This is a genomic window from Variovorax sp. J2P1-31 (genome assembly GCF_030317215.1).
In the GTDB taxonomy this organism is placed as follows: Bacteria; Pseudomonadota; Gammaproteobacteria; order Burkholderiales; family Burkholderiaceae_C; genus Variovorax.
The window spans coordinates 2101502-2122164 of record NZ_JASZYA010000001.1 but is presented as its reverse complement, the minus strand read 5'-3'; the positions used below and the strand labels follow the sequence as shown (position 1 = coordinate 2122164).

Here is a 20663-nt window from a genome sequence, read left to right as displayed (position 1 = left end):
GGTCAAGCCGCTTCCAGCGTGATGGTCTTGAGCTGGCCCGAGGCGATGCGCTTCTGCCACTCGGCCGGGCCGGTGATGTGCACGCTGGTGCCGCCGGCGTCGACGGCCACGGTCACGGGCATGTCGACCACGTCGAACTCGTAGATGGCTTCCATGCCCAGGTCCGCGAAGCCGACGACCTTGGCGGTCTTGATGGCCTTGCTCACCAGGTAGGCCGCGCCGCCCACCGCCATCAGGTAGGCGCTCTGGTGCTTCTTGATCGCCTCGATGGCGGTCGGGCCGCGCTCGGCCTTGCCGATCATCGCGATCAGGCCGGTCTGCGCCAGCATCATCTCGGTGAAGCCGTCCATGCGGGTGGCGGTGGTCGGGCCGGCCGGGCCCACCGCTTCGCCCTCGACCGGGTCGACCGGGCCGACGTAGTAGATGACGCGGTTGGTGAAGTCCACCGGCAGCTTCTCGCCCTTGGCCAGCATGTCGGCGATGCGCTTGTGGGCGGCGTCGCGGCCGGTCAGCATCTTGCCGTTGAGCAGCAGCGTGTCGCCCGGCTTCCAGCTCGCCACTTCGGCGGGCGTGAGCGTGTCGAGGTCGACCTTCTTGCTCTTGTTGTAGTCGGGCGTCCAGTCGACGTCGGGCCAGAGGTCGAGCGAGGGCGGGTCGAGGTAGACCGCGCCGCTGCCGTCCATCACGAAATGCGCATGGCGGGTGGCCGCGCAGTTGGGGATCATCGCCACCGGCTTGCTGGCCGCGTGCGTCGGGTACATCTTGATCTTGATGTCGAGCACGGTGGCCAGGCCGCCCAGGCCCTGCGCGCCGATGCCCAGCGCGTTGACCTTCTCGTAGAGCTCGATGCGCAGCGCCTCGACCTTGCTCAGCTCGGCGCCCGAGGCCTTCTTGGCCTGGAGTTCGTGCATGTCGAGGTCGTCCATCAGGCTTTCCTTGGCCATCAGCGCGGCCTTCTCGGCCGTACCGCCGATGCCGATGCCCAGCATGCCCGGCGGGCACCAGCCCGCGCCCATGGTGGGCACGGTCTTGAGCACCCAGTCGACGATGTTGTCGCCGGGGTTGAGCATGGCCAGCTTGCTCTTGTTCTCGCTGCCGCCACCCTTGGCCGCGACCGTGACTTCGAGCGTGTCGCCCGGCACGATCTCGGTGAAGATCACCGCGGGCGTGTTGTCCTTGGTGTTCTTGCGGTCGAACTGCGGGTCGGCCACGACCGAGGCGCGCAGCGTGTTGTCGGGGTGGTTGTAGCCGCGGCGCACGCCTTCGTTGATGGCGTCGTCCAGGCTGCCGGTGAAGCCGCCCCAGCGCACGTCCATGCCCACCTTGAGGAACACGTTGACGATGCCGGTGTCCTGGCAGATCGGGCGCTGGCCCGTGGCGCTCATCTTGCTGTTGGTCAGGATCTGCGCGATGGCGTCCTTGGCCGCCGGGCTCTGCTCGCGCTCGTAGGCGCGGGCCAGGTGGGCGATGTAGTCGGCGGGGTGGTAGTAGCTGATGTACTGCAGCGCGGCGCTGATCGATTCGATCAGGTCGGCCTGCTGGATCGTGGTCGTCATGTGGGAAATCGTTGTAATCGGGGGTCTCGCATTATCCCCTGCACCCCCGCCGGGGATGCATCCCCTTCGTTCCGGGCGCAGCGCTCAGCGCCCACCCTTGTACGTGAACACCTGCACCACGCCCCGGCCCGGCGCGTAGATGTAGCCGTAGTCGACGCCGTTGTTGGTGCGCCAGCGGTATTGCAGCGATTCGGCGACACCGTCGTAGGTGCACGAGAGCTTCTCGATCTCGATCGAGGACACGGCGCTGCGCTGGCCGTAGAGCGTGTCGTAGCTGCGCTTCTGGCCCTGCTGCCACAGGCCGACCGGGAACTTGCCCTCGTTGTAGGCATTGCCGAAGCGCTGGTCCCAGACCCGGCCGATGGCGGTGCCGTCGGGGGTGAGGGCCACGCGCTCGGCCGCGCGCGGCACCGAGCGTTCGTAGACCTCGAATTCCTTGCCGCCATAGCCCGAATACTTCGCCGGCCCCTTGAGCAGCACCTCGCCCCGGCCGATCCTGCCGTCGGGCAGCACGTCGATGAAGGGGTAGCTGCGGTCGACCTCGGCGAGGCGGAGTTCGCGCGTGCTCGGCAGCGGCAGGCCGGTCAGCATCTCGACCGGGATGAAGCGCTCGGTGACGGCTGCGTCGTGCACGCACTCCGACGCCGACTGGGCTGCGGCGAGGCCGTGCAGGGCGAGGAACGACAGCAGTGCCGCGATCGGGCGGGCCGGGCGCAGGCCGGCGCGGGGGCGTGAGGGTGTCATGTGGCGAAGGCTCCAGGGATGGGGAGGCGCGCGCGGCGCCGTGCGCACAGGCGCTGGGGCGCCGCGCGGCGCCCGCGAGTGTCGGCGCCGCGCCGCGTCTTGGCATCGCCCAAACGAAGTACGGCGGCCCGGACCCTATCCGCCGGGCACCGCGGCCAGCCGGATCAGGTCGACCTGCCGGTGCAGGCCGGTCTTGTCGAAGATGTTGCGCAGGTGGGTGCGCACGGTGTGGACCGAGACGCCATGGCGTTCGGCGAACGCGCCGAGCGTCATGCCGTCGACCAGCGCGCCGGTCAGCCGCAGCTCCGCCTCCGTCAGCCGGTACTGGGCCGCGATCCGGTCCAGGCGGCGGGCCTGGTGGTCCTGCTGCGGTTCGTCGATCAGCAGCAGCGCGACGGCCTGCGGCCAGGCGGTGCGGCAGGCGTGGCTTTCCTCCAGCGGGACCAGCCGGGCCGTGGCCGAGGCATTCAGCGCGTCGGCGCCATGCTCCCAGAGCACGTGGGTCTGCAGCACACCCTGGCCGACCTGCCGCAGCGAGCCCGCCACGGCCTGGGCGTCCAGCTGTCCCAGCCGCACCAGCCTGCCGTGCCGCGTTCCGGCCCAGACCTCGCGCGACAGCAAGGCCGTGTCTTCGGCGTTGGCATGCAGCACTTCGGCGCTGCCCGACAGGACCATCATCGGCTTGGGAATCCGCTCGAGCAGGGCCTGCGAGGCGCGGCCGGCCTCCTGACCGCGGCCGAGCGCCCAATGGGCGTGCAGCGCGAGCTGGAGCGGCGCGTGCACCGACGCGAAGACGCGCTGGTCCTGGCGGCTGAATTCCTCGAGCCCGGGCCGGCGGTACAGGCCGATCACGGTGAACGGCGCGGCCGCGGGGCGCGAGCCGTCGTCGACGATCATCGCGAGCAGGCCCTTGACGCCCGTGGGCGCCGCGAATTCATGGAAGTAGTCGAGGGTGTCCAGCGTGTCCCAGTCGCACAGCTCGCGGCCGATGCCGCATTCGCCGGTGCGCACGCAGATGTCCTTCTGCAGGGCGCCGGCCATCCAGGGATCGCGCGGCGACCAGTATTCGACATAGTCGGGCACGGTGTGGGTCGGGAGGCCGTGGTCGACGAACAACGCGCGGTCCGGCGTGGTGCTGCGGGGCGTGTGGAGGCAGGCGGCCGTCGCGTCGAAGCGCCGGCACAGCGCCGTGAGCATGTCGGTCCAGCGCGCGGCGTCCGAAGCCGCGCGCGAGGCCGCGATCACCGCATTCATCAAGCCCATGTCCGAACTGGCCATCCAAGCGATCCTCCAGGGTGTCCGGGGGCGAGTGTAGGACGTCTGCGCGACTTGGCGCTGCGGGGCGGCGCCGCGGCGCCCAGGCCCGGCCGGGCCGCGACCCGCTGCTATGCTGGCCCGCGCACTGGCTGGCAGGGCGCGCACCCAACCCTCCGGAGACAAGAACGATGAAGAAGAATCCCCTGGTCCTGCTCGGTATCGGCCTGGTCCTGATGATCGCGGGCGCCTTCCTGAGCTTCGGCGCGAGCGCGCCGAGCGCCGATGCCGCCACGGTGGCGAAATGCCAGGAGCGCATGAAGGACCAGGGCGCGGAGATGCTGGGCCGATGCAAGGAATCGGCCTTCGCCACCGCCATGACGGCCACCGATGCCAACGCCGCCGCGCGCGCCATCAGCGCCAGCAACAACAGCGAAGTGGGCGGCAACGCCCTGGGCATGTTCTTGCTGGGCCTGGGCCTCGTGCTGCTGCTGGCGGGCGGCCTGGCCTGGCGCCAGCGCGCGGCCGCCCTGGGCGCCGACCGGCGTTGAGGCCTAAGGCGCGGCGGCGCGGGCCTCGGCGATCCAGCCGTCGAACAGCGCCTGGTGGGCCTGGATCCAGCCGTCGGCATGGCGCTCCACGTCCTGCTGCGTGTTGGCGCCCTGGCTCATGCGCAGGTTCTGCGCGTTGATGTCGCCGATCGGCAGCTTCATGAGCTCGAACAGCTTCGCGGCCGCCGGGTTCTGCTCGGCGAAGGCCTTGTTGGCGACGATCCGTTCCTGGTTGGCCAGGAAGCCGTAGTTCCTGCCGTTGGGCAGCCGCGTGTCGGCGACGCCGTCCTGCACCGGCGCCGAGGGCACCTGCAGCCACACCACGTCGGTGCCCGGGCGCAGCACGGCGCTGACCCAGTAGGGCGTCCAGGTGTAGTAGAGGATCGGCTTGTCCTGCTTGAAACGCGCGATGGTGTCGGCCATCAGCGCGGCATAGCTGCCCTGCTTGTGCGTCACGGTGTCGCGCAGGCCGTAGGCCGTCAGGTGGCTCTCGATGGACAGCTCGCAGCCCCAGCCGGGGTTGCAGCCCGTGAGGTCGGCCTTGCCGTCGCCGTCGGCATCGAACAGCTTGGCGATCGCCGGGTCGCGCAGCTGCTCGATGTGGGTGATGTGGTACTGCTCGGCGGTCTTGCGGTCGATCAGGTAGCCCTGCACCGCGCCGTCGGAATACACGCCCTTGCGCCACAGCTTGGCGTCGCCGCCGCTGTTTTTGTAGAAGTCGGCGTGCAGCAGGCTCCAGTGGTTGGTCATGAAGGTGGCGTCGCCGTTGGCGATCGCCAGGTGCTGGGTGGCGGGTTCGAGGTCCTTCATGGGCTCGACGGTGTAGCCGAGCCGCTCGAGGCCGCGCATCACCAGCAGCGTCTGGAAGGCCTCCTCGGCCAGGGAGCTCTTGAGCGGCAGCACGGTCACGCCCTTGCCGGGCAGATCGCCGGCGGCGTGGGCCACCTGGGCGGCCAGCGCGAAGGCGATGCAGCCCAGGGCCACGAGGCCGCGTGCGATGACATGGATTTTCTTCATGGTCAGTGTGTCTCCTGGACGCTTCATTGCGCTTGCGTGGACAGCGCGGGCGCGGGCGTGCCGGCGTCGCGCGACGAGGGGCTCAGCAGCCGTTGCAGCAGGCGCAGCGCGAGGCCGGCCGGCCCGGTGTGCCACCAGCGGTGGCCGGCGCTGCGGCGCGACCGGCCCATGGCCTGCGTCAGGCGGTCCAGCGTGATGGCGAGCAGCACGATGCCCAGGCCGCCCACGGTGGCCAGGCCCATGTCGAGCCGGCCGATGCCGCGCAGCACCATCTGGCCCAGGCCACCCACCGCGATCATCGAGGCGATCACCACCATCGACAGCGACAGCATCAGCGCCTGGTTGATGCCCGCCATGATCGAGGGCATGGCCAGCGGCAGCTGCACCTTGACCAGCATCTGCCAGGGCGAGGCACCGTAGGCGCGCGCGGCCTCGATCAGGTCGGGGCGCACCTGGCGCAACCCGAGGTTGGTCAGCCGCACCAGCGGGGCCAGCGCGAAGATGATGGTCACGATCACGCCCGGCACGTTGCCGATGCCGAACAGCATCACCACCGGCACCAGGTAGACGAAGGCGGGGGTGGTCTGCATCGCGTCGAGCACCGGCCGCATGATGCGTTGCGCACGGTCGCTGCTGGCCAGCAGCACGCCCAGCGGCAGGCCGATGACCATGCAGAACACCAGCGAGGTCAGCACCAGCGACAGCGTCACCATCGCTTCGGGCCAGATGCCCAGCATGGCCACGAGCAGCAGTGCCACGGTGGTGCCGATGGCCAGTGCGCGGCCCGCGAACTGCCAGGCCAGCAGGCCGATCAGCGCGATCATGGCCAGCGTGGGCAGGCCGGTGAGCAGGCCCTGCACCCAGTTCAGCGTGCCGTCGATGGGCAGGCGCACGGTCTGGAAGAAGGGGCGGAAATGCTCGACCACCCAACCCAGGCCGCTGTTGATCCAGGCCTCGACCGGCAGCGAGCCGTCCCAGAGGCGGTGCAGCGCGAAGCCGTTGCCCGCGGCGGCGTCGGCCGAGCCCGCGAGCGCGTGGGCGGCATTCGCCGGCGCATCGAGCCAGGCGCTGGTGGCCGAGGTGTCGGGCGCGGCCGAGATCGCTTCCCACGGGTCGACGTAGGCGGGGGCGGCGGGCGGGTTCAACGCGGGCGCCATCAGGTCCGGCGCGTTCAGTTCGGAAGGCAGTGTGCTGTCGTTCATCGTTCAGGGTCCTTCGGCGGGAATTCAGTGCGGCTCGGCGGCCAGGGCGGGGGCGGCGTGGGGGGCGACGACCTCGATCGGCGGCGTGTCGCGGTCGAGGAACTTGAGCAGCGTGGTCTTGCTGATCGCGCCGCAGAAGCGGCCGTCGCCGGCCACCACGGGCAGCGCGCAGGGCGCCTGTGCGAGCGGGCCGATCAGGCCAGCCACGGGCGCGTCGGCATCGATCTGCGGCAGGTCGGCGATGAAGGCGCGCTGCAGGCCCAGCGGGCCCGAGTGGCCGTCGAGCGCGGCGCGCAGGGTGTCGGCCGAGACCACGCCCAGGAAGCGCTTGGTCGGGCTGGTCACGTAGGCGAAGTCGCGGTCCTGGTCCTCGAGCAGCTTCAGCGCCGCGCGCGCGCCGCGCTCCGGATGCTCGCTCACCACGGTGAGCGACTTGCGCGCGATGTCCGCGGCCTTGAACACGGCCGCCGCGTCGACGCCGCGCACGAAGCTGCGCACATAGTCGTCGGCCGGGCTGCGCAGGATCTCGTCGGGCGTGCCGACCTGGATCACATGGCCGTCCTTCATGATCGCGATCCGGTCGCCGATGCGCATGGCTTCGTCGAGGTCGTGCGAGATGAAGACGATGGTGCGGCGCTGTTCCTGCTGCAGCCGCAGCAGCTCCGACTGCATCTCGGTGCGGATGATCGGGTCGAGCGCGGAGAAGGCCTCGTCCATCAGCAGGATCGAGGGGTCGGAGGCCAGCGCGCGCGCCAGGCCCACGCGCTGCTGCATGCCGCCCGAAAGTTCGTCGGGGTAGCTGTCGCCCCAGCCCGCGAGGCCCACCTGCGCGAGCGCGAGCTCGGCCTGCGCCAGGCGCTCCTTCTTGCCCGTGCCCGAGAGTTCGAGGCCGAAGGCGGTGTTCTCGCGCACCGTCATGTGCGGCATCAGCGCGAAGGACTGGAACACCATGCTGATGTCCTTGCGGCGCAGTGCGCGCAGCTTGGCGTCGGAGTGTTCGTTGATGTCGGCGCCGTCGATCACGATGCGGCCCGCGGTCGGCTCGATCAGCCGGTTGAGCAGCCGCACCAGCGTCGACTTGCCCGAGCCCGAGAGTCCCATGATGACGAAGATCTCGCCGGCCTGGATCTCGAAGGTGGCGTCGAACACGCCGATCGACTGGCCGGTGCGCGCCAGGATGTCCTGCTTCGACAAACCTTGGCGGACCAGTTCCAGGGCTTGCTCCGGCTGGTCGCCGAAGACCTTGAAGACGTGGTCGATGAGAATGCCTTTGGCCATAACGCGGGGCTCCTTTGTGAGGGTTGGACACGGCGCCGCCCCTGGAGGCGGCAACGGCCACGCCATCAGCCCATGGAGCTGCCGAACAAAGCGCGTGCGATGGCCCGGCGAGCCCTCAAGGGCTGCCGACAGGCACTGAAGACGACATGGCGACGAAACCAGTGCCCGCCGGATGCTTCATTCGCAGAGCGGCGGGCCTGGTCGAGGGGCGCCGCCTGGAAGAGCGTGACGTGGCAATGGGGCCGGAAACATCCGGCCGGTTTGCCGGGCTGGGCCCGGCGAGGACAACCTGGCACCGCGACGGGATTCGAGATCCGCGAGTAGTGCAGGCGGGACCTGGAGCGTCAACATGACTTCCAAGTCCGCGAAAGCCTTCGATCATAACTTTTCGACATGATGGATGTCAAGCCGCGGGGTGTACGGTGCTGTAGTCGCCCGCGCAATGGCCGTGTCAGATGAGAGCCATTCTTATCGGGGCGATACTGCAGGCCGCACCCGGCGAGCGGGCGCATTTTTTCCAAGATTGCGGAGCTTTTCTCACCATGACGACTTCCCCCAAGACCCGTGCCGAGCGCGATACCTTCGGTCCGATCGACGTGCCGGCCGACAAGCTGTGGGGCGCGCAAACGCAGCGCTCGCTGCAGAACTTCGACATCTCCGGCGAGCAGCAGCCGCGCGAGATCATCAAGGCGCTGGCCCAGGTCAAGCGCGCGTCGGCCGTGGTCAACCACGCGCTGGGCCTGCAGGACGAGAAGAAGACCCAGGCCATCGTGGCGGCCGCCGACGAGGTGATCGCCGGCCAGCACCCGGGCGAGTTCCCGCTGGTGGTGTGGCAGACCGGCTCGGGCACGCAGACCAACATGAACGTAAACGAGGTGCTGGCCAACCGCGCCAGCGAGATCCTCGGCGGCGAGCGCGGCGAAGGGCGCCTGGTGCATCCCAACGACGACGTCAACCGCAGCCAGTCGAGCAACGACGTGTTCCCCACCGCCATGCACGTGGCCGCCGTCGAGGCCATCACCCACAAGCTGCTGCCTGCGATCGCCAAGCTGCGCGGCACGCTCGCGAAGAAGGCGGAAGACTTCGCCGACATCGTGAAGATCGGTCGCACCCACCTGCAGGACGCGACGCCCCTCACCTTGGGCCAGGAGTTCTCGGGCTATGTGGCGCAGCTGGCACATGGCGAAGCGCATGTGCGCGCCGCGCTGCCGCACCTGAGCGAACTGGCGCTGGGCGGCACGGCCGTCGGCACCGGCCTCAACGCGCCCAAGGGCTATGCCGAACAGGTGGCGGCCGAACTGGCGAAGCTCACCGGCCTGCCGTTCATCACCGCGCCGAACAAGTTCGAAGCCATGGCCAGCGTCGACGCGCTGGTGCATGCGCACGGCGCGCTCAAGACGCTGGCCGCCAGCATGAACAAGATCGCCAACGACGTGCGCTGGCTCGCCAGCGGCCCGCGCAGCGGCATCGGTGAACTGAGCATTCCCGAGAACGAACCCGGCTCGTCGATCATGCCGGGCAAGGTCAACCCGACCCAGAGCGAAGCCGTCACGATGCTGGCCGCGCAGGTGTTCGGCAACGACGTGGCCATCAACATCGGCGGCGCATCCGGCAACTTCGAGCTCAACGTGTTCCGCCCGATGGTGGCCCACAACTTCCTGCAGAGCGTGCGCCTCTTGGCCGACGGCATGGTGAGCTTCAACGACCATTGCGCGGTGGGCATCGAGCCCAACCGCGAGCGCATCACGGAGCTGGTGCAGCGCTCGCTGATGCTGGTGACCGCGCTGAACACGCACATCGGCTACGACAAGTCGGCCTATATCGCCAAGAAGGCGCACAAGGAAGGCTCGAGCCTGCGCGAAGCGGCCATCGCTTCGGGGCACCTGACGGCCGAGCAGTTCGACCAGTGGGTGGTGCCGGAGAACATGACCGGCCGCTGAGGAAAACCGGACATCCGGACGCAGAGGTCGCGAAGGTTTCGCAGAGGTCGCAGAAGGAAAACCAAAAATTGTCTTGGGTTTCTTCTGCGACTTCTGCGTATCCTTTGTCTTCCTTCTGCGTCCGGCTGTCCGATCCCGCTCAGTACCCGATGGTGTAGCGCTGGCGCGAATGCGCCGGCTTCTCCAGCTCGTCGATGAACGCGATCGCGTAGTCCTCGAACGTGATCCAGCTGCGGCCTTCGGCGCTCACCAGCAGGTCGTCCTGGCCCAGGCGGAACTTGCCGGTGCGCTCGCCTTCGACGAACTCGGCCGAGGGCGAGAGGAAGGTCCAGTCCAGCGTCTTCTCGTTGCGCAGCGCCTCGAGGAACGCGCCGCCGGCCGAGGCCTCGGCCTTGTAGGCCTCGGGGAAGCCGGGCGTCTCGATGACCTTGAGGCCGGGCGCGGCGAACAGGCTGCCGGCGCCGCCGACCACCAGCAGGCGCTTCACGCCCGCGCGCTTCGCGGGCTCGATGATGGCGGCCGGCGGCACGGTGGCGAAATGCGCGGCGCTGAACACGGCGTCGTGGCCGGCCAGGGCTTTCTCGAGCGCGGCGCCGTCGAGCACGTCGAGGTCGACGGCCTTCACGTTGGCGCGGCCGGCCAGCTTGGCGCTGGCCTGGCGTGCGATGGCCGTCACGGTGTGGCCGCGGCGCAGCGCTTCTTCGAGCAGGCGGCCGCCGGCGCGTCCGGTGGCGCCGATGATGGCGATGTGGCTCATGGGATCTCCAGAAGAGCAAAAGTGGATGGGATGCACCGCATCTTAGGTTTCTGCTTTCGAAAGAAATACCTCGAAATTCGCGCTTGTTTATTCCTAAAATCGTTCGAATGGACCGATTGAATGCGATGCGGGTGTTCGTGAACGTGGTGGACGCCGGCAGCCTTTCGGCCGCGGCCGACAAGCTCGACATGTCGCGCCCGGTGGTCACGCGCTACGTGGCCGAGCTCGAGCAGTGGACCGGCGCGCGGCTGCTGCACCGCACGACGCGCCGCCTGAGCCTCACGGCCGCGGGCGAGGAACTGTTGCCGCGCTGCCGCCAGGTGCTGGAGCTCGCGGGCGACATGCAGGCCGCGGTGCGCAACCCGGCCGAGGCGCCGCGCGGCCAGTTGCGCATCACCGCCGGCACCTCCTTCGCGCAGGCGCAGCTGGCCGACGCGATCGCGGACTATGTGCGGCGCTATCCCGCGGTGACGGTCGACCTGGTGCTGCTGGACCGCACCGTCGACCTGGTCGACGAACGCATCGACCTCGCGATCCGCACCGCGGCCGAGATCGATCCCAGCCTGATCGCGCGCCGGCTCACGGTGTGCCGCTCGGTGGTCTGCGCCTCGCCGGCCTACCTGGCGGCGCACGGCCGGCCGCAGCAGGTGGAGGAACTGGCCGAACGCAACTGCCTCACGCATTCCTACTTCAGCCGCAGCCTCTGGAACTTCACGCGCAAGGACGACGGCACGCCCGTCTCGGTGGCCGTGGGCGGCAACGTGTCGGCCAACGACGCGGTGAGTCTGATGCAGCTGGCGCGGGCCGGCGCGGGCATCGCGATGCTGCCGACCTACCTCACGCCGGCGCAGCTGCAGTCGGGCGCGCTGGTGCCGCTGTTCCCCGCGCACGAGCCGCAGGCGATCGGCATGCATGCGGTGTATGCCTCCCGCAAGCACATGCCGGCCACGCTGCGCAGCATGCTGGACTTCCTGGCCGAGCGCTTCACCGAGCCGCCGGCCTGGGACCGGCCACCGGCCGGGTAGGGCGCGCGCGTCGCGCTCAGTGCGACAGGTCTTCGTGCGCCGCGTTGCCCGTCATCAGCTTGTCGGTGTAGGCGATGGCGATGGCCGACAGCAGGAAAGTGATGTGGATCACGGTCTGGGCGATCAGCACGCGATCGGTGTAGTTGTCGGCGTTGATGAAGGTCTTGAGCAGGTGGATCGAGCTGATGCCGATGATGGCCGTGGCCAGCTTGACCTTGAGCACCGAGGCGTTCACATGGCTCAGCCATTCGGGCTGGTCGCGGTGGCCTTCGAGTTCCATGCGGCTCACGAAGGTCTCGTAGCCGCCCACGATCACCATGATCAGCAGGTTGGAGATCATCACCACGTCGATCAGCGCCAGCACCACCAGCATGATCACCGTCTCGTTGAGCGAGGTGACCGGCGCGCTGGTCTTGTAGCCGATGCTGTTGATCAGCGCCTGCAGCGCGGTCTGGCTGCCGAAGGCGGCTTCCACCAGATGCAGCAGCTCGACCAGGAAGTGCACCACGTACACCGCCTGCGCGATGATCAGGCCCAGGTACAGCGGCAGCTGCAGCCAGCGGCTGGCGAAGATCAGCTTGGGCAGCGGGCGCAGCGGGGAGCGGCGCGCGACGGGTGGGTTCAGGGGGTCGATACGGTCGGGAGCGGACATCGCAAAAGGGGGGAGCGGAGGACGCGCGATTCTAGGGGCGGCTTCGTGACGTCGCGGAGAAGCCCTTACCGGCGCTACCATGTCCCGTCAGTCGTCCGTAAGTGGCAACGCCGACATTACGGCCGCATTCCATTCCCCGGCAGGAGACAACAATGAGCCAAGCATCGAACATCGAATCCGTGTTGGTGGAGAACCGCGTGTTCCCGCCCGACGCCCGCGCCCAGCAGGGCGCCCGCATCAGCGGCATGGCCGCCTACGACGCGCTGTGCGCCGAGGCCGCGCAGGACCCCGACGCCTTCTGGTCTCGCCTGGCGCGCGAGAACCTCGACTGGACGAAGCCCTTCACCCGCACGCTCGACGAATCGAACGCGCCCTTCTACCAATGGTTCGGCGACGGCGAGCTCAACGCCTCGGCCAACTGCCTGGACCGCCACATGGGCACGCCGGTCGAGCACAAGACCGCGATCGTGTTCGAGGCCGACGACGGCAGCGTCACGAAGATCAGCTACCGCGACCTGCTGACCCGCGTGTGCCAGTTCGCCAACGCGCTCAAGGCCGAAGGCATCCAGAAGGGCGACCGCGTCATCATCTACATGCCGATGACGGTCGAGGGCGTGATCGCGATGCAGGCCTGCGCGCGCATCGGCGCCACCCACAGCGTGGTGTTCGGCGGCTTCTCGGCCAAGGCGCTGCAGGAGCGCATCATCGACGCCGGCGCGGTCGCGGTCATCACCGCCAACTACCAGCTGCGCGGCGGCAAGGAGCTGCCGCTCAAGGCCATCGTCGACGACGGCATCGCGCTGGGCGGCTGCGAATCGATCAAGAGCGTGCTGGTCTACGAGCGCACGTTGAGCGACTGGAAGCGCGTCGAAGGCCGCGACAAGACCTTCACCGAGGCCATCTCCGCGCTCGAAGGCCAGAGCCACGAGTGCCCGCCCGAACCGGTGGGCGCCGAGCATCCGCTGTTCATCCTCTACACCTCGGGCTCCACCGGCAAGCCCAAGGGCGTGCAGCACGCCACCGGCGGCTACCTGCTGTGGGCCAAGCTCACGATGGACTGGACCTTCGACCTGCGCCCCGACGACGTGTTCTGGTGCACCGCCGACATCGGCTGGATCACCGGCCACACCTACGTCGCCTACGGCCCGCTGGCCGCCGGCGCCACGCAGGTGGTGTTCGAGGGCATCCCGACCTTCCCGCATGCGGGACGCTTCTGGCAGATGATCGAGAAGCACAAGGTGTCGATCTTCTACACCGCGCCCACGGCGATCCGCTCGCTGATCAAGGCCGCCGATTCCGACGAGAAGGTGCATCCGAAGAACTGGGACCTGGCCAGCCTGCGCATCCTGGGCTCGGTGGGCGAGCCGATCAATCCGGAAGCCTGGATGTGGTACCACCGGAACATCGGCCACGAGAAATGTCCGATCGTCGACACCTTCTGGCAGACCGAAACCGGCGGCCACGTGATCACGCCGCTGCCGGGCGCGACGCCCTTGGTGCCGGGCTCGTGCACGCTGGCGCTGCCGGGCATCGCGGCGGCCATCGTCGACGAGACCGGCAAGGACCTGCCCAACGGCGCGGGCGGCATGCTGGTGATCAAGCGGCCCTGGCCCTCGATGATCCGCACCATCTGGAACGACCCCGAGCGCTTCAAGAAGAGCTACTTCCCCGAGGAGATGGGCGGCACGATCTACCTGGCCGGCGACGGCGCGGTGCGCAGCGCCGACCGCGGCTACTTCCGCATCACGGGCCGCATCGACGACGTGCTCAACGTCTCGGGCCACCGCCTGGGCACGATGGAGATCGAATCGGCGCTGGTGGCCAAGACCGACCTGGTGGCCGAAGCCGCGGTGGTGGGCCGGCCCGACGACGTGACGGGCGAGGCGGTCTGCGCCTTCGTGGTGCTCAAGCGCGGCCGCCCGACCAGCGACGAAGAGGCCAAGAAGCTGGCGACCGAGCTGCGCAACTGGGTGGCCAAGGAGATCGGCCCGATCGCCAAGCCCAAGGACATCCGCTTCGGCGAGAACCTGCCCAAGACGCGCAGCGGCAAGATCATGCGGCGCCTGCTGCGCTCGCTGGCCAAGGGCGAGGCGATCACGCAGGACACCTCGACGCTGGAGAACCCGGCCATCCTCGAGCAGCTGGGCAAGGCCTACTGAGCCCGCGGCGGCGGCCCTCGCGCCGCTGTCCCACACGGGCCTTGCGGCCCATGCGTTAAAACGCGGTCTTCATTGGCTTTGGCGAAAGGGAGGACCGCATGGGTCTGAGAACAGGCATCTTGTTGTTGGTGGTGCTGGTGATCGCGGCGCTGGCCGCGCTCAACTGGGGCTGGATCGCGAGCCCCGTGCTGATGTCGCTGGGCTTCATGCAGGTCACGGCGCCGCTGGGGCTGATCATGCTGGGCCTGACGGTGCTGCTGGGCATCCTCTTCGTGGCCTACGTGGTCTACCTGCAGAGTTCGGTGCTGCTCGAGACGCGCCGCCACACGCGCGAGATGCAGACGCAGCGCGACCTCGCCGACAAGGCCGAGGCCTCGCGCTTCACCGAGCTGCGCAACTTCCTCGAGGCGCAGGAGAACACCCACATGAGCCGCAACGCCGAACGCCACGCCGCGCTGCTGGCGCGGGTCGAACAGCTGGAAGCCTCGCTGCGCCTGCGGGTCGACCAGACCGACAACACGATGGCGGCCCACATGGGCCAGCTGGAAGACCGGCTGGAACGTCGCGCGGGCGGGACCGAGCCACGCTTCTGATGACGCCTATTTGGTCGAGAGGATCCAGCCCGCCAGCTTCTTGGCGTCGGCTTCGCTGACCTGGTTGTTGGCCGGCATCGGCACCGGGCCCCAGACGCCCGAACCGCCCTTGCGGATCTTGTTGGCCAGGGTGTCGACCGCGCCCTTGTCGTCCTTGTACTTCGCGGCCACGTCCTTGAACGAGGGGCCGAGCACCTTGCGTTCGACCGCATGGCAGCTCATGCAGTTCTTCGAAGTGGCCAGGGCCAGGTCGGCGAAGGCCGGCGCCGCCAGGCTGAGGCTCAGGAGGGCGGCCGACAGGACTTTTTTCATGGGGTGTTCTTCTCGAGGGCTGGGTTACATTCGATGCAACGCGATTGTAGGTAGCCATGCCGAGGCCCCGGTCCGCGTTGCCTGCAAACCCCGAAGGGATTCGCGATGTGGTTTCTGTTGTTGGGCCTGCTGGGCGTCGGCCTCAAGTACTTCGAAGTGGGTGCGGTGGCCGGCTGGAGCTGGTGGCTCGTGCTGTCGCCCTTCGCGCTGGCGCTGGCGTGGTGGGCCTGGGCCGATTCGTCGGGCTACACCAAGCGCAAGGTGATGGAGCGCGAGGCGCGGCGCAAGCAGGTGCGCATCGACCGCCAGCGCGCCAACATGGGCTTGCCGAACCGCGACGGCCAGCGCACGCGGCGTTGAACGGACCCTAGTGCGCCGGCTCTTCAGGCAGCGCTTCGACCTTGAGCACGGCCAGCGAGATGTTGTCGCCGCCTCCGCGTGCGCGGCGCCGTACCTCGGCCACCAGCAGTTCGGCCGCCGCGCGCGGCGCCTGCTCGGCCAGCACCGCGCCCATTTCCTCGTTGTCGAAGTAGTGCCAGAGGCCGTCGCTGCAGGCCAGCAGCAGGTCGCCCGGCACCAGCTGGTGGATGAAGTGAAGCTCCACCGGCGGCGGGGTGCTGGTCATGCCGAGGCAGCCGAGCAGGATGTTGGCCTGCGGATGTGCGTTGGCCTGCGCCTCGGTGATCTCGCCGCGGTCGATCAGCGTCTGGACATAGGAATGGTCGCGCGTGCGCTGCACCAGCCGGCCGTGGCGGAAATGGTAGATGCGTGAATCGCCGGCGTGGATCCAGGTGCAGTCGCCCTTGGGGTTCACCAGGAAGGCGGCCAGCGTGCTGTGCGGTTCCTGCTCGCTCGACAGGGCCGTGAGCTTGATGACGGTGTGCGCCTCGTCCAGCAACTGGCGCAGCAGCGCCGAGGGGTCGTCGTGCACCGGCCGGTAGCGCGCGAACAGCTGCTGCGCGGTCATGAGCACCTGGTCGGAGGCCTTGCGGCCGCCGCTGCGCCCGCCCATGCCGTCGGCGATCACGCCCAGCACGCAGCCGACGGCGCGGGGGTGGCTGAGCACGGCGACCTGGTCCTGCTGATAGGGGCGGTCGCCCTGGTGCAGGGCGGTCGCGGCGGAAAGTCTGAAACCTCGTGTCATGACGCTGATGCGCCGATGGCGCGCTGGTAGGGGCGGGCATCGCGGGGGGCGATGCGAGGACGTATTATCGAGTGAAGCTGCGCCGTCGCCGACCGCGCCAAGGCGTCGGCCGACGCCGATGCCCGACTTATTGCGTTCCTTGGACTCCAATCTTCATTCCCCTTCCCGCCAACTGATCGCATTGCGCATGGAGCATGCCGATCTCGACGCCACGGTCGATCGGCTGGACGGCCTGATGCCGCAGGACGAACTGCTGCTGCGCCGGCTCAAGAAACGCCGCCTGGCGCTGCGCGACCAGATCGCGCGCCTCGAGCGGACGATGGATCCGAAAGAACCCGCCTGATGGTGGCCGACACCGATGCCAACTCGGCGTGGGACGACGACGAGGACGATGCCGCGCTGATGGGCGGCGCGCCCACGCGCGACCGGCCGCGGGCCGCCGCGGGTGGCCTGTCCGAGATGGTGGCCGAGGTGTTCGCCGAAGGCGGGGCGCTCTCGCATGCGGCCGACGAGTTCCGCGAACGCCACGGCCAGACCCAGATGGCGTTGGCTGTCGCGCGCACCATCGACGAGGGCGGCGTGCTGGTGGTCGAGGCCGGCACCGGCGTCGGCAAGACCTTCTCCTACCTGGTGCCCGCGCTGCTGAGCGGCGAACGCGTGCTGCTCTCGACCGCCACCAAGACCTTGCAGGACCAGCTTTTCGGCCGCGATCTGCCGCGCCTGGTCGATGCGCTGAAACTGCCGGTGCGCATGGCCCTGCTCAAGGGGCGCGGCAGCTACCTGTGCCAGCACCGCCTGGGGCAGGCGCGCCACGATGCCTCGCTGCCCGAGCGCGGCAGCCTGCGCACGCTGGCCAAGATCGAGCAGTGGGCCACCGCCACTCGCACCGGCGACCTGGCCGAGCTGCCGGGCCTGGACGAGCGCTCGCCGCTGCTGCCCCTGATCACCTCCACGCGCGAGAACTGCCTGGGCGCCCAGTGCCCGCAGTTCAAGCCCTGCCACGTCAACGCCGCGCGGCGCGAGGCGCTGGCGGCCGACGTGGTGGTCATCAACCATCACCTGTTCTTCGCCGACCTCGCGGTGCGCGAGTCGGGCATGGCCGAGCTGCTGCCCTCGGTGCGCGTGGTGGTCTTCGACGAGGCCCACCAGCTCAACGAGACGGGCGTGCAGTTCCTCGGCGTGCAGATGGGCAGCGGCCAGGCGCTCGACTTCGCGCGCGACGTGCTCGCGGCCGGCCTGCAGCATGCCCGGGGCCTGGTCGACTGGACCTCGCTGGTGGCGGCGGTCGAGCGCGGCGCGCGCGAGCTGCGGATGTCGGTCGGCCAGCGATGGCCGGGCGCCAAGCTGCGCTGGGCCGGCCCGGCCCCCGAGGGCGTGGCCCAGGCGCCGTGGCAGGAGGCGCTCGACGAACTGCAGCAGGCCTTCGAGGACGCCGCCGAAGGGCTGGCGACCGTGAGCGAGATCTCGCCCGACTTCGTGCGCCTGCACGAGCGCGCCCAGCAGCTGGCCGCCCGTGTCGACCGCTTCGCGCAGCCCTGCGCGCTGGGCTCGGTGCGATGGGTCGACGTGGGTTCGCAGCTGCGGCTGGTCGAGTCGCCGCTGGACATCGCGGAGGCGGTGCGCAAGCGCGTGCTGAAGAAGGACTCGGAGGATGCCGAGGACCGCGGGCGCGCCTGGGTCTTCACCTCGGCCACGTTGGGCGACGACCCGCAGCTGCGCTGGTTCACCGAACCCTGCGGCCTGACCGATGCCGAGGTGCTGCGGGTCCAGAGCCCCTTCGATTACGCACGCCAGGCCGCGCTCTACGTGCCGCGCGACTTTCCCAAGCCCAACGATCCGGCGCACGGCGCGCGCGTGGCGGCGCTGGCCGCGCGCGGCGCCGCCGTGCTGGGCGGGCGCACGCTGGTCCTCACGACCACCTTGCGCGCGCTGCGCACCGTGGGCGACGAGATGCGCCGCCGGCTCGAGGGCGAGCCGCCCGAGCGGCGGCCCGAGGTGCTGGTGCAGGGCGAGCTGCCCAAGCGCGTGCTGATGGACCGTTTCCGCGAAGGCGCGGGCGCTGGCCGCCCGGGCTGCGTGCTGGTGGCCTCGGCCTCGTTCTGGGAAGGTTTCGATGCGCCCGGCGATGCGCTGCAGCTGGTGGTGATCGACAAGCTGCCGTTTCCGCCGCCCAACGATCCGCTGGTGGAGGCGCGCTCGCAGCGTCTGGAAGCGCAGGGGCGCAATGCCTTCGGCGACTATTCGCTGCCCGAGGCGGCGGTGGCGCTCAAGCAGGGGGCCGGACGACTGATCCGGCGCGAGTCCGACCGGGGGGTGCTGGCCATCTGCGACACCCGCCTGGCCGTGATGGGCTATGGCCGCCGGCTGGTGGCGGCGCTGCCGCCCATGCGCCGGCTCGAGGGGGAGGCGGATTTCGATGCCGCCGTGGCCGAGCTCCGGGCCGGCGACGGGGCCTGAACGGGTCTCAGGCCCGGGTGGCGATCACCAGAGCTTCCACCACGGATCGTCCTTGGTGCGGAAGCCGCGCGACAGGTACTCGCTCTGGGGGTAGTTGGTGGTCAGCACGCGCTTGGCATCGTCGCGCAGGTCGTCCAGGCCCAGGGCCGCGTACGACTGCACCATGATGTAGAGCGCTTCCTCGAGGGCCGGCACCTCGCGGTAGTCGGCCAGCGCCAGCTGCGAGCGGTTGATGGCCGCCAGGTAGGCGCCGCGCTGGTAGTAGTAGCGCGCCACGTGCACTTCGTACTGGGCCAGCGAGTTGACCACGTAGTTCATGCGCTGGCGGGCGTCGGGCGTGTAGCGCGATTCGGGGAAGCGCGTGACCAGTTCCTTGAAGGCCTGGAACGATTCCTTGGCCGCCTTCTGGTCGCGTTCCGACAGGTCCTGGCGCGTCATGAACGCGAACATGCCCAGGTCGTCGTTGAAGTTGATCACGCCCTTGAGGTAGAGCGCGTAGTCGAGCGCCGGGCTGGCCGGGTGCAGCTTCATGAAGCGATCCAGGGTCGCAATGGCGGCCGGCTTCTCGCCCGACTTGTACTGCGAATAGGCTTTCTCGAGCTGGGCCTGCTGGGCGAGCGGCGTGCCGGCGGCCCGGCCTTCGAGCTTCTCGTACAGCGGGATCGCCTTGTCGAAGGCGCCGGAGCCGGCTTCGTCCTTGGCCTCGGCGTAGATCTTGTTGGGGCTCCAGTTCGCGGTCTGGTCGACCTTGGTGGTCGAGCAGCCGGCCACCAGCCATGCCGTGGCGCAAAGCACCATCCAGCTCGGGACAACCGATAATTTGACGCGAAACATCACATGAAGCTTTCTTGAAACAACTGCCCTCGATTATATCGACCGCCCCTTCGGGCGGCACTTTCCCCCCGGCCGATGCGACCGAAGTCGAAGAGGGGGCCGACCCCGGCGAGGCCAGCGAGCTGCGCGCCTTCGCCATCGGCGTGGCGCAGCACGGCCAGCGCTTGGACCGCGCGCTGGCCGCGCTGGTTCCCGAGTTTTCCCGCAACTACCTGCAGCAGCTGATCGATGCCGGTGCCGTGCAGCTCAAGGGCCGCGTGGTCACCAAGCCCTCGGCCACGGTGCACGTGGGCGAGGCCGGGCAGATCGAACTGCGGCCCACGCCGCAGAGCCAGGCCTTCAAGGCCGAGCCGATGGAGATCCGCGTGGTGCATGAGGATGCCCACCTGCGGGTGATCGACAAGCCGGCCGGCCTGGTGGTGCATCCGGCGCCGGGCCACTGGAGCGGCACGCTGCTCAACGGCCTGCTGGCGCTCGACCCGCAGGCCGCGCTGCTGCCGCGCGCGGGCATCGTGCACCGGCTCGACCGCGACACCAGCGGGCTGATGGTGGTGGCACGCACGCGCGCCACGATGGACGCGCTGGTGCAGCTGATCGCCGCGCGCGAGGTCTCGCGCCAGTACCTCGCGCTGGCGCACAAGCCCTGGCAGGGCGCCGCGGCGCGCCAGGTCGATGCGCCGATCGGGCGCGATCCGCGCAACCGGCTGCGCATGGCGGTGGTCGACCTCGAACGCCATCCGGGCAAGACCGCCCGCACGCTGATCGAGCGGCTCGACGGCACGAACGACGGCTGCGCGGTACGCTGCACCCTGGAGACCGGACGCACGCACCAGATCCGCGTGCACATGGCGTCGATCGGCCATCCGCTGGTCGGCGATGCGCTCTACGGCGGCGCGCCGGCGGCCGGCCTGAGCCGCCAGGGGCTGCATGCGTTCCGGCTGGCCTTCGTGCATCCGCAGACCAAAGAACCCATGACCTTTCTCGCGCCGCCGCCCGCCGATCTGCACGAAGCCTTCCAGAACTGGGGGCTGGATTACAATCGCGCCTGACGGCCCGAGTGCCGCGCCGGCCTTCCGTGCCGGCCTTGCGTTCTGCCCGCCGCGTGCCGGCGGCAACGCCGCTTCTCCATTCCGAGATTTCCATCCACCTGAACGTGCGCCGCTGGCGCCTTTTCCCGGATAACGCGAA

At 69.3% G+C, this 20663-nt stretch carries 20 protein-coding genes; 9 read left to right on the top strand and 11 right to left on the bottom strand.

What is annotated here, in order from left to right:
- Window positions 1-2: 2 nt before the first annotated feature.
- The 3 genes from QTI20_RS09855 to QTI20_RS09845 form a co-directional block, all read right to left on the bottom strand.
- Window positions 3-1556 carry a fumarate hydratase gene (locus tag QTI20_RS09855; protein WP_286548182.1) on the bottom strand — a complete coding sequence of 518 codons (1554 nt, stop codon included), beginning with the start codon at window positions 1554-1556 and terminating at the stop codon, window positions 3-5.
- An 84-nt stretch (window positions 1557-1640) separates the two neighbouring features.
- Window positions 1641-2300: a hypothetical protein gene (locus QTI20_RS09850; RefSeq protein ID WP_286548183.1), complete on the bottom strand. Its 660-nt coding sequence runs from the start codon at window positions 2298-2300 to the stop codon at window positions 1641-1643.
- A 135-nt stretch (window positions 2301-2435) separates the two neighbouring features.
- On the bottom strand, window positions 2436-3578 hold the full coding sequence (locus QTI20_RS09845) for a helix-turn-helix transcriptional regulator (protein ID WP_286548184.1): 1143 nt from the start codon (window positions 3576-3578) through the stop codon (window positions 2436-2438).
- A 167-nt stretch (window positions 3579-3745) separates the two neighbouring features.
- On the opposite strand from QTI20_RS09845, the gene QTI20_RS09840 reads away from it, so the two are divergent.
- Window positions 3746-4105 (top strand): hypothetical protein, encoded by a 360-nt coding sequence (locus QTI20_RS09840; RefSeq protein WP_286548185.1) that lies wholly within the window; start codon window positions 3746-3748, stop codon window positions 4103-4105.
- A gap of 3 nt (window positions 4106-4108) precedes the next feature.
- Here the strand turns inward: QTI20_RS09840 and proX are convergent, their stop codons facing one another.
- Genes proX through proV form a run of 3 tightly spaced genes read right to left on the bottom strand, consistent with a single transcriptional unit; the run spans window position 4109 to window position 7602 of the window.
- Complete coding sequence (gene proX, locus QTI20_RS09835; protein ID WP_286548187.1) at window positions 4109-5122, bottom strand: glycine betaine/L-proline ABC transporter substrate-binding protein ProX; 1014 nt, start codon at window positions 5120-5122, stop codon at window positions 4109-4111.
- A gap of 23 nt (window positions 5123-5145) precedes the next feature.
- Complete coding sequence (gene proW / locus QTI20_RS09830; protein ID WP_286548189.1) at window positions 5146-6324, bottom strand: glycine betaine/L-proline ABC transporter permease ProW; 1179 nt, start codon at window positions 6322-6324, stop codon at window positions 5146-5148.
- Between the two features lie 24 nt (window positions 6325-6348).
- The gene (gene proV, locus QTI20_RS09825; protein WP_286548190.1) at window positions 6349-7602 is read right to left on the bottom strand and encodes a glycine betaine/L-proline ABC transporter ATP-binding protein ProV; all 1254 of its coding nucleotides are present in this window, start codon (window positions 7600-7602) and stop codon (window positions 6349-6351) included.
- Window positions 7603-8144: 542 nt separating this feature from the next.
- Here proV and fumC point away from each other — a divergent pair.
- A complete protein-coding gene (gene fumC / locus QTI20_RS09820) occupies window positions 8145-9542 on the top strand; it encodes a class II fumarate hydratase (RefSeq protein WP_286548191.1) in 1398 nt (465 codons plus the stop codon).
- 139 nt (window positions 9543-9681) lie between these two features.
- Here the strand turns inward: fumC and QTI20_RS09815 are convergent, their stop codons facing one another.
- Window positions 9682-10299, bottom strand: a complete 618-nt coding sequence (locus QTI20_RS09815; protein WP_286548192.1) for an NAD(P)-dependent oxidoreductase — start codon at window positions 10297-10299, stop codon at window positions 9682-9684.
- Window positions 10300-10406: 107 nt separating this feature from the next.
- Here QTI20_RS09815 and QTI20_RS09810 point away from each other — a divergent pair, with 107 nt between their 5' ends.
- On the top strand, window positions 10407-11324 hold the full coding sequence (locus QTI20_RS09810) for a LysR family transcriptional regulator (RefSeq protein WP_286548193.1): 918 nt from the start codon (window positions 10407-10409) through the stop codon (window positions 11322-11324).
- Between the two features lie 16 nt (window positions 11325-11340).
- Here the strand turns inward: QTI20_RS09810 and QTI20_RS09805 are convergent, their stop codons facing one another.
- On the bottom strand, window positions 11341-11976 hold the full coding sequence (locus tag QTI20_RS09805) for a YqhA family protein (protein WP_183028786.1): 636 nt from the start codon (window positions 11974-11976) through the stop codon (window positions 11341-11343).
- Between the two features lie 152 nt (window positions 11977-12128).
- On the opposite strand from QTI20_RS09805, the gene acs reads away from it, so the two are divergent.
- Window positions 12129-14135 carry an acetate--CoA ligase gene (acs, locus tag QTI20_RS09800; RefSeq protein ID WP_286548194.1) on the top strand — a complete coding sequence of 669 codons (2007 nt, stop codon included), beginning with the start codon at window positions 12129-12131 and terminating at the stop codon, window positions 14133-14135.
- Between the two features lie 98 nt (window positions 14136-14233).
- Window positions 14234-14728 carry a LapA family protein gene (locus QTI20_RS09795; RefSeq protein WP_286548196.1) on the top strand — a complete coding sequence of 165 codons (495 nt, stop codon included), beginning with the start codon at window positions 14234-14236 and terminating at the stop codon, window positions 14726-14728.
- Window positions 14729-14734: 6 nt separating this feature from the next.
- Here QTI20_RS09795 and QTI20_RS09790 read toward each other — a convergent pair whose 3' ends face one another.
- Window positions 14735-15040, bottom strand: coding sequence for a c-type cytochrome (locus QTI20_RS09790; protein WP_286548197.1), 306 nt, complete (start codon window positions 15038-15040; stop codon window positions 14735-14737).
- A 105-nt stretch (window positions 15041-15145) separates the two neighbouring features.
- Between QTI20_RS09790 and QTI20_RS09785 the strand changes: the two genes are divergently transcribed.
- Complete coding sequence (locus tag QTI20_RS09785; RefSeq protein ID WP_286548198.1) at window positions 15146-15400, top strand: TIGR04438 family Trp-rich protein; 255 nt, start codon at window positions 15146-15148, stop codon at window positions 15398-15400.
- A 7-nt stretch (window positions 15401-15407) separates the two neighbouring features.
- Here QTI20_RS09785 and QTI20_RS09780 read toward each other — a convergent pair whose 3' ends face one another.
- Entirely contained in the window at window positions 15408-16184 is a 777-nt protein-coding gene (locus QTI20_RS09780; RefSeq protein WP_286548199.1) for a PP2C family protein-serine/threonine phosphatase, read from the bottom strand.
- A 139-nt stretch (window positions 16185-16323) separates the two neighbouring features.
- Between QTI20_RS09780 and QTI20_RS09775 the strand changes: the two genes are divergently transcribed.
- Both QTI20_RS09775 and yoaA read left to right on the top strand, forming a co-directional pair.
- Entirely contained in the window at window positions 16324-16527 is a 204-nt protein-coding gene (locus QTI20_RS09775; RefSeq protein WP_286550945.1) for a DUF465 domain-containing protein, read from the top strand.
- A gap of 116 nt (window positions 16528-16643) precedes the next feature.
- Complete coding sequence (gene yoaA / locus QTI20_RS09770; RefSeq protein WP_286550946.1) at window positions 16644-18641, top strand: DNA repair helicase YoaA; 1998 nt, start codon at window positions 16644-16646, stop codon at window positions 18639-18641.
- Window positions 18642-18665: 24 nt separating this feature from the next.
- On the opposite strand, the gene QTI20_RS09765 is transcribed toward yoaA, so the two are convergent.
- A complete protein-coding gene (locus QTI20_RS09765; RefSeq protein WP_286548200.1) occupies window positions 18666-19475 on the bottom strand; it encodes an outer membrane protein assembly factor BamD in 810 nt (269 codons plus the stop codon).
- A gap of 23 nt (window positions 19476-19498) precedes the next feature.
- Between QTI20_RS09765 and QTI20_RS09760 the strand changes: the two genes are divergently transcribed.
- Window positions 19499-20524, top strand: a complete 1026-nt coding sequence (locus QTI20_RS09760) for an RluA family pseudouridine synthase (protein ID WP_503011379.1) — start codon at window positions 19499-19501, stop codon at window positions 20522-20524.
- The last annotated feature ends 139 nt before the right edge of the window (window positions 20525-20663 follow it).

What these genes read in the sequence shown, in the direction of transcription:
- QTI20_RS09785 (WP_286548198.1), top strand. Translation starts at nt 15,146, where the DNA reads ATGTGGTTTCTGTTGTTGGGCCTGCTGGGCGTCGGCCTCAAGTACTTC.
- QTI20_RS09780 (WP_286548199.1), bottom strand. Translation starts at nt 16,184, where the DNA reads ATGACACGAGGTTTCAGACTTTCCGCCGCGACCGCCCTGCACCAGGGC.
- QTI20_RS09845 (WP_286548184.1), bottom strand. Translation starts at nt 3,578, where the DNA reads ATGGCCAGTTCGGACATGGGCTTGATGAATGCGGTGATCGCGGCCTCG.
- yoaA (WP_286550946.1), top strand. Translation starts at nt 16,644, where the DNA reads ATGGTGGCCGAGGTGTTCGCCGAAGGCGGGGCGCTCTCGCATGCGGCC.
- QTI20_RS09795 (WP_286548196.1), top strand. Translation starts at nt 14,234, where the DNA reads ATGGGTCTGAGAACAGGCATCTTGTTGTTGGTGGTGCTGGTGATCGCG.
- QTI20_RS09840 (WP_286548185.1), top strand. Translation starts at nt 3,746, where the DNA reads ATGAAGAAGAATCCCCTGGTCCTGCTCGGTATCGGCCTGGTCCTGATG.
- QTI20_RS09855 (WP_286548182.1), bottom strand. Translation starts at nt 1,556, where the DNA reads ATGACGACCACGATCCAGCAGGCCGACCTGATCGAATCGATCAGCGCC.
- proX (WP_286548187.1), bottom strand. Translation starts at nt 5,122, where the DNA reads ATGAAGAAAATCCATGTCATCGCACGCGGCCTCGTGGCCCTGGGCTGC.
- QTI20_RS09790 (WP_286548197.1), bottom strand. Translation starts at nt 15,040, where the DNA reads ATGAAAAAAGTCCTGTCGGCCGCCCTCCTGAGCCTCAGCCTGGCGGCG.
- QTI20_RS09765 (WP_286548200.1), bottom strand. Translation starts at nt 19,475, where the DNA reads ATGTTTCGCGTCAAATTATCGGTTGTCCCGAGCTGGATGGTGCTTTGC.
- QTI20_RS09805 (WP_183028786.1), bottom strand. Translation starts at nt 11,976, where the DNA reads ATGTCCGCTCCCGACCGTATCGACCCCCTGAACCCACCCGTCGCGCGC.
- QTI20_RS09810 (WP_286548193.1), top strand. Translation starts at nt 10,407, where the DNA reads ATGGACCGATTGAATGCGATGCGGGTGTTCGTGAACGTGGTGGACGCC.
- proV (WP_286548190.1), bottom strand. Translation starts at nt 7,602, where the DNA reads ATGGCCAAAGGCATTCTCATCGACCACGTCTTCAAGGTCTTCGGCGAC.
- proW (WP_286548189.1), bottom strand. Translation starts at nt 6,324, where the DNA reads ATGAACGACAGCACACTGCCTTCCGAACTGAACGCGCCGGACCTGATG.
- fumC (WP_286548191.1), top strand. Translation starts at nt 8,145, where the DNA reads ATGACGACTTCCCCCAAGACCCGTGCCGAGCGCGATACCTTCGGTCCG.
- acs (WP_286548194.1), top strand. Translation starts at nt 12,129, where the DNA reads ATGAGCCAAGCATCGAACATCGAATCCGTGTTGGTGGAGAACCGCGTG.
- QTI20_RS09850 (WP_286548183.1), bottom strand. Translation starts at nt 2,300, where the DNA reads ATGACACCCTCACGCCCCCGCGCCGGCCTGCGCCCGGCCCGCCCGATC.
- QTI20_RS09815 (WP_286548192.1), bottom strand. Translation starts at nt 10,299, where the DNA reads ATGAGCCACATCGCCATCATCGGCGCCACCGGACGCGCCGGCGGCCGC.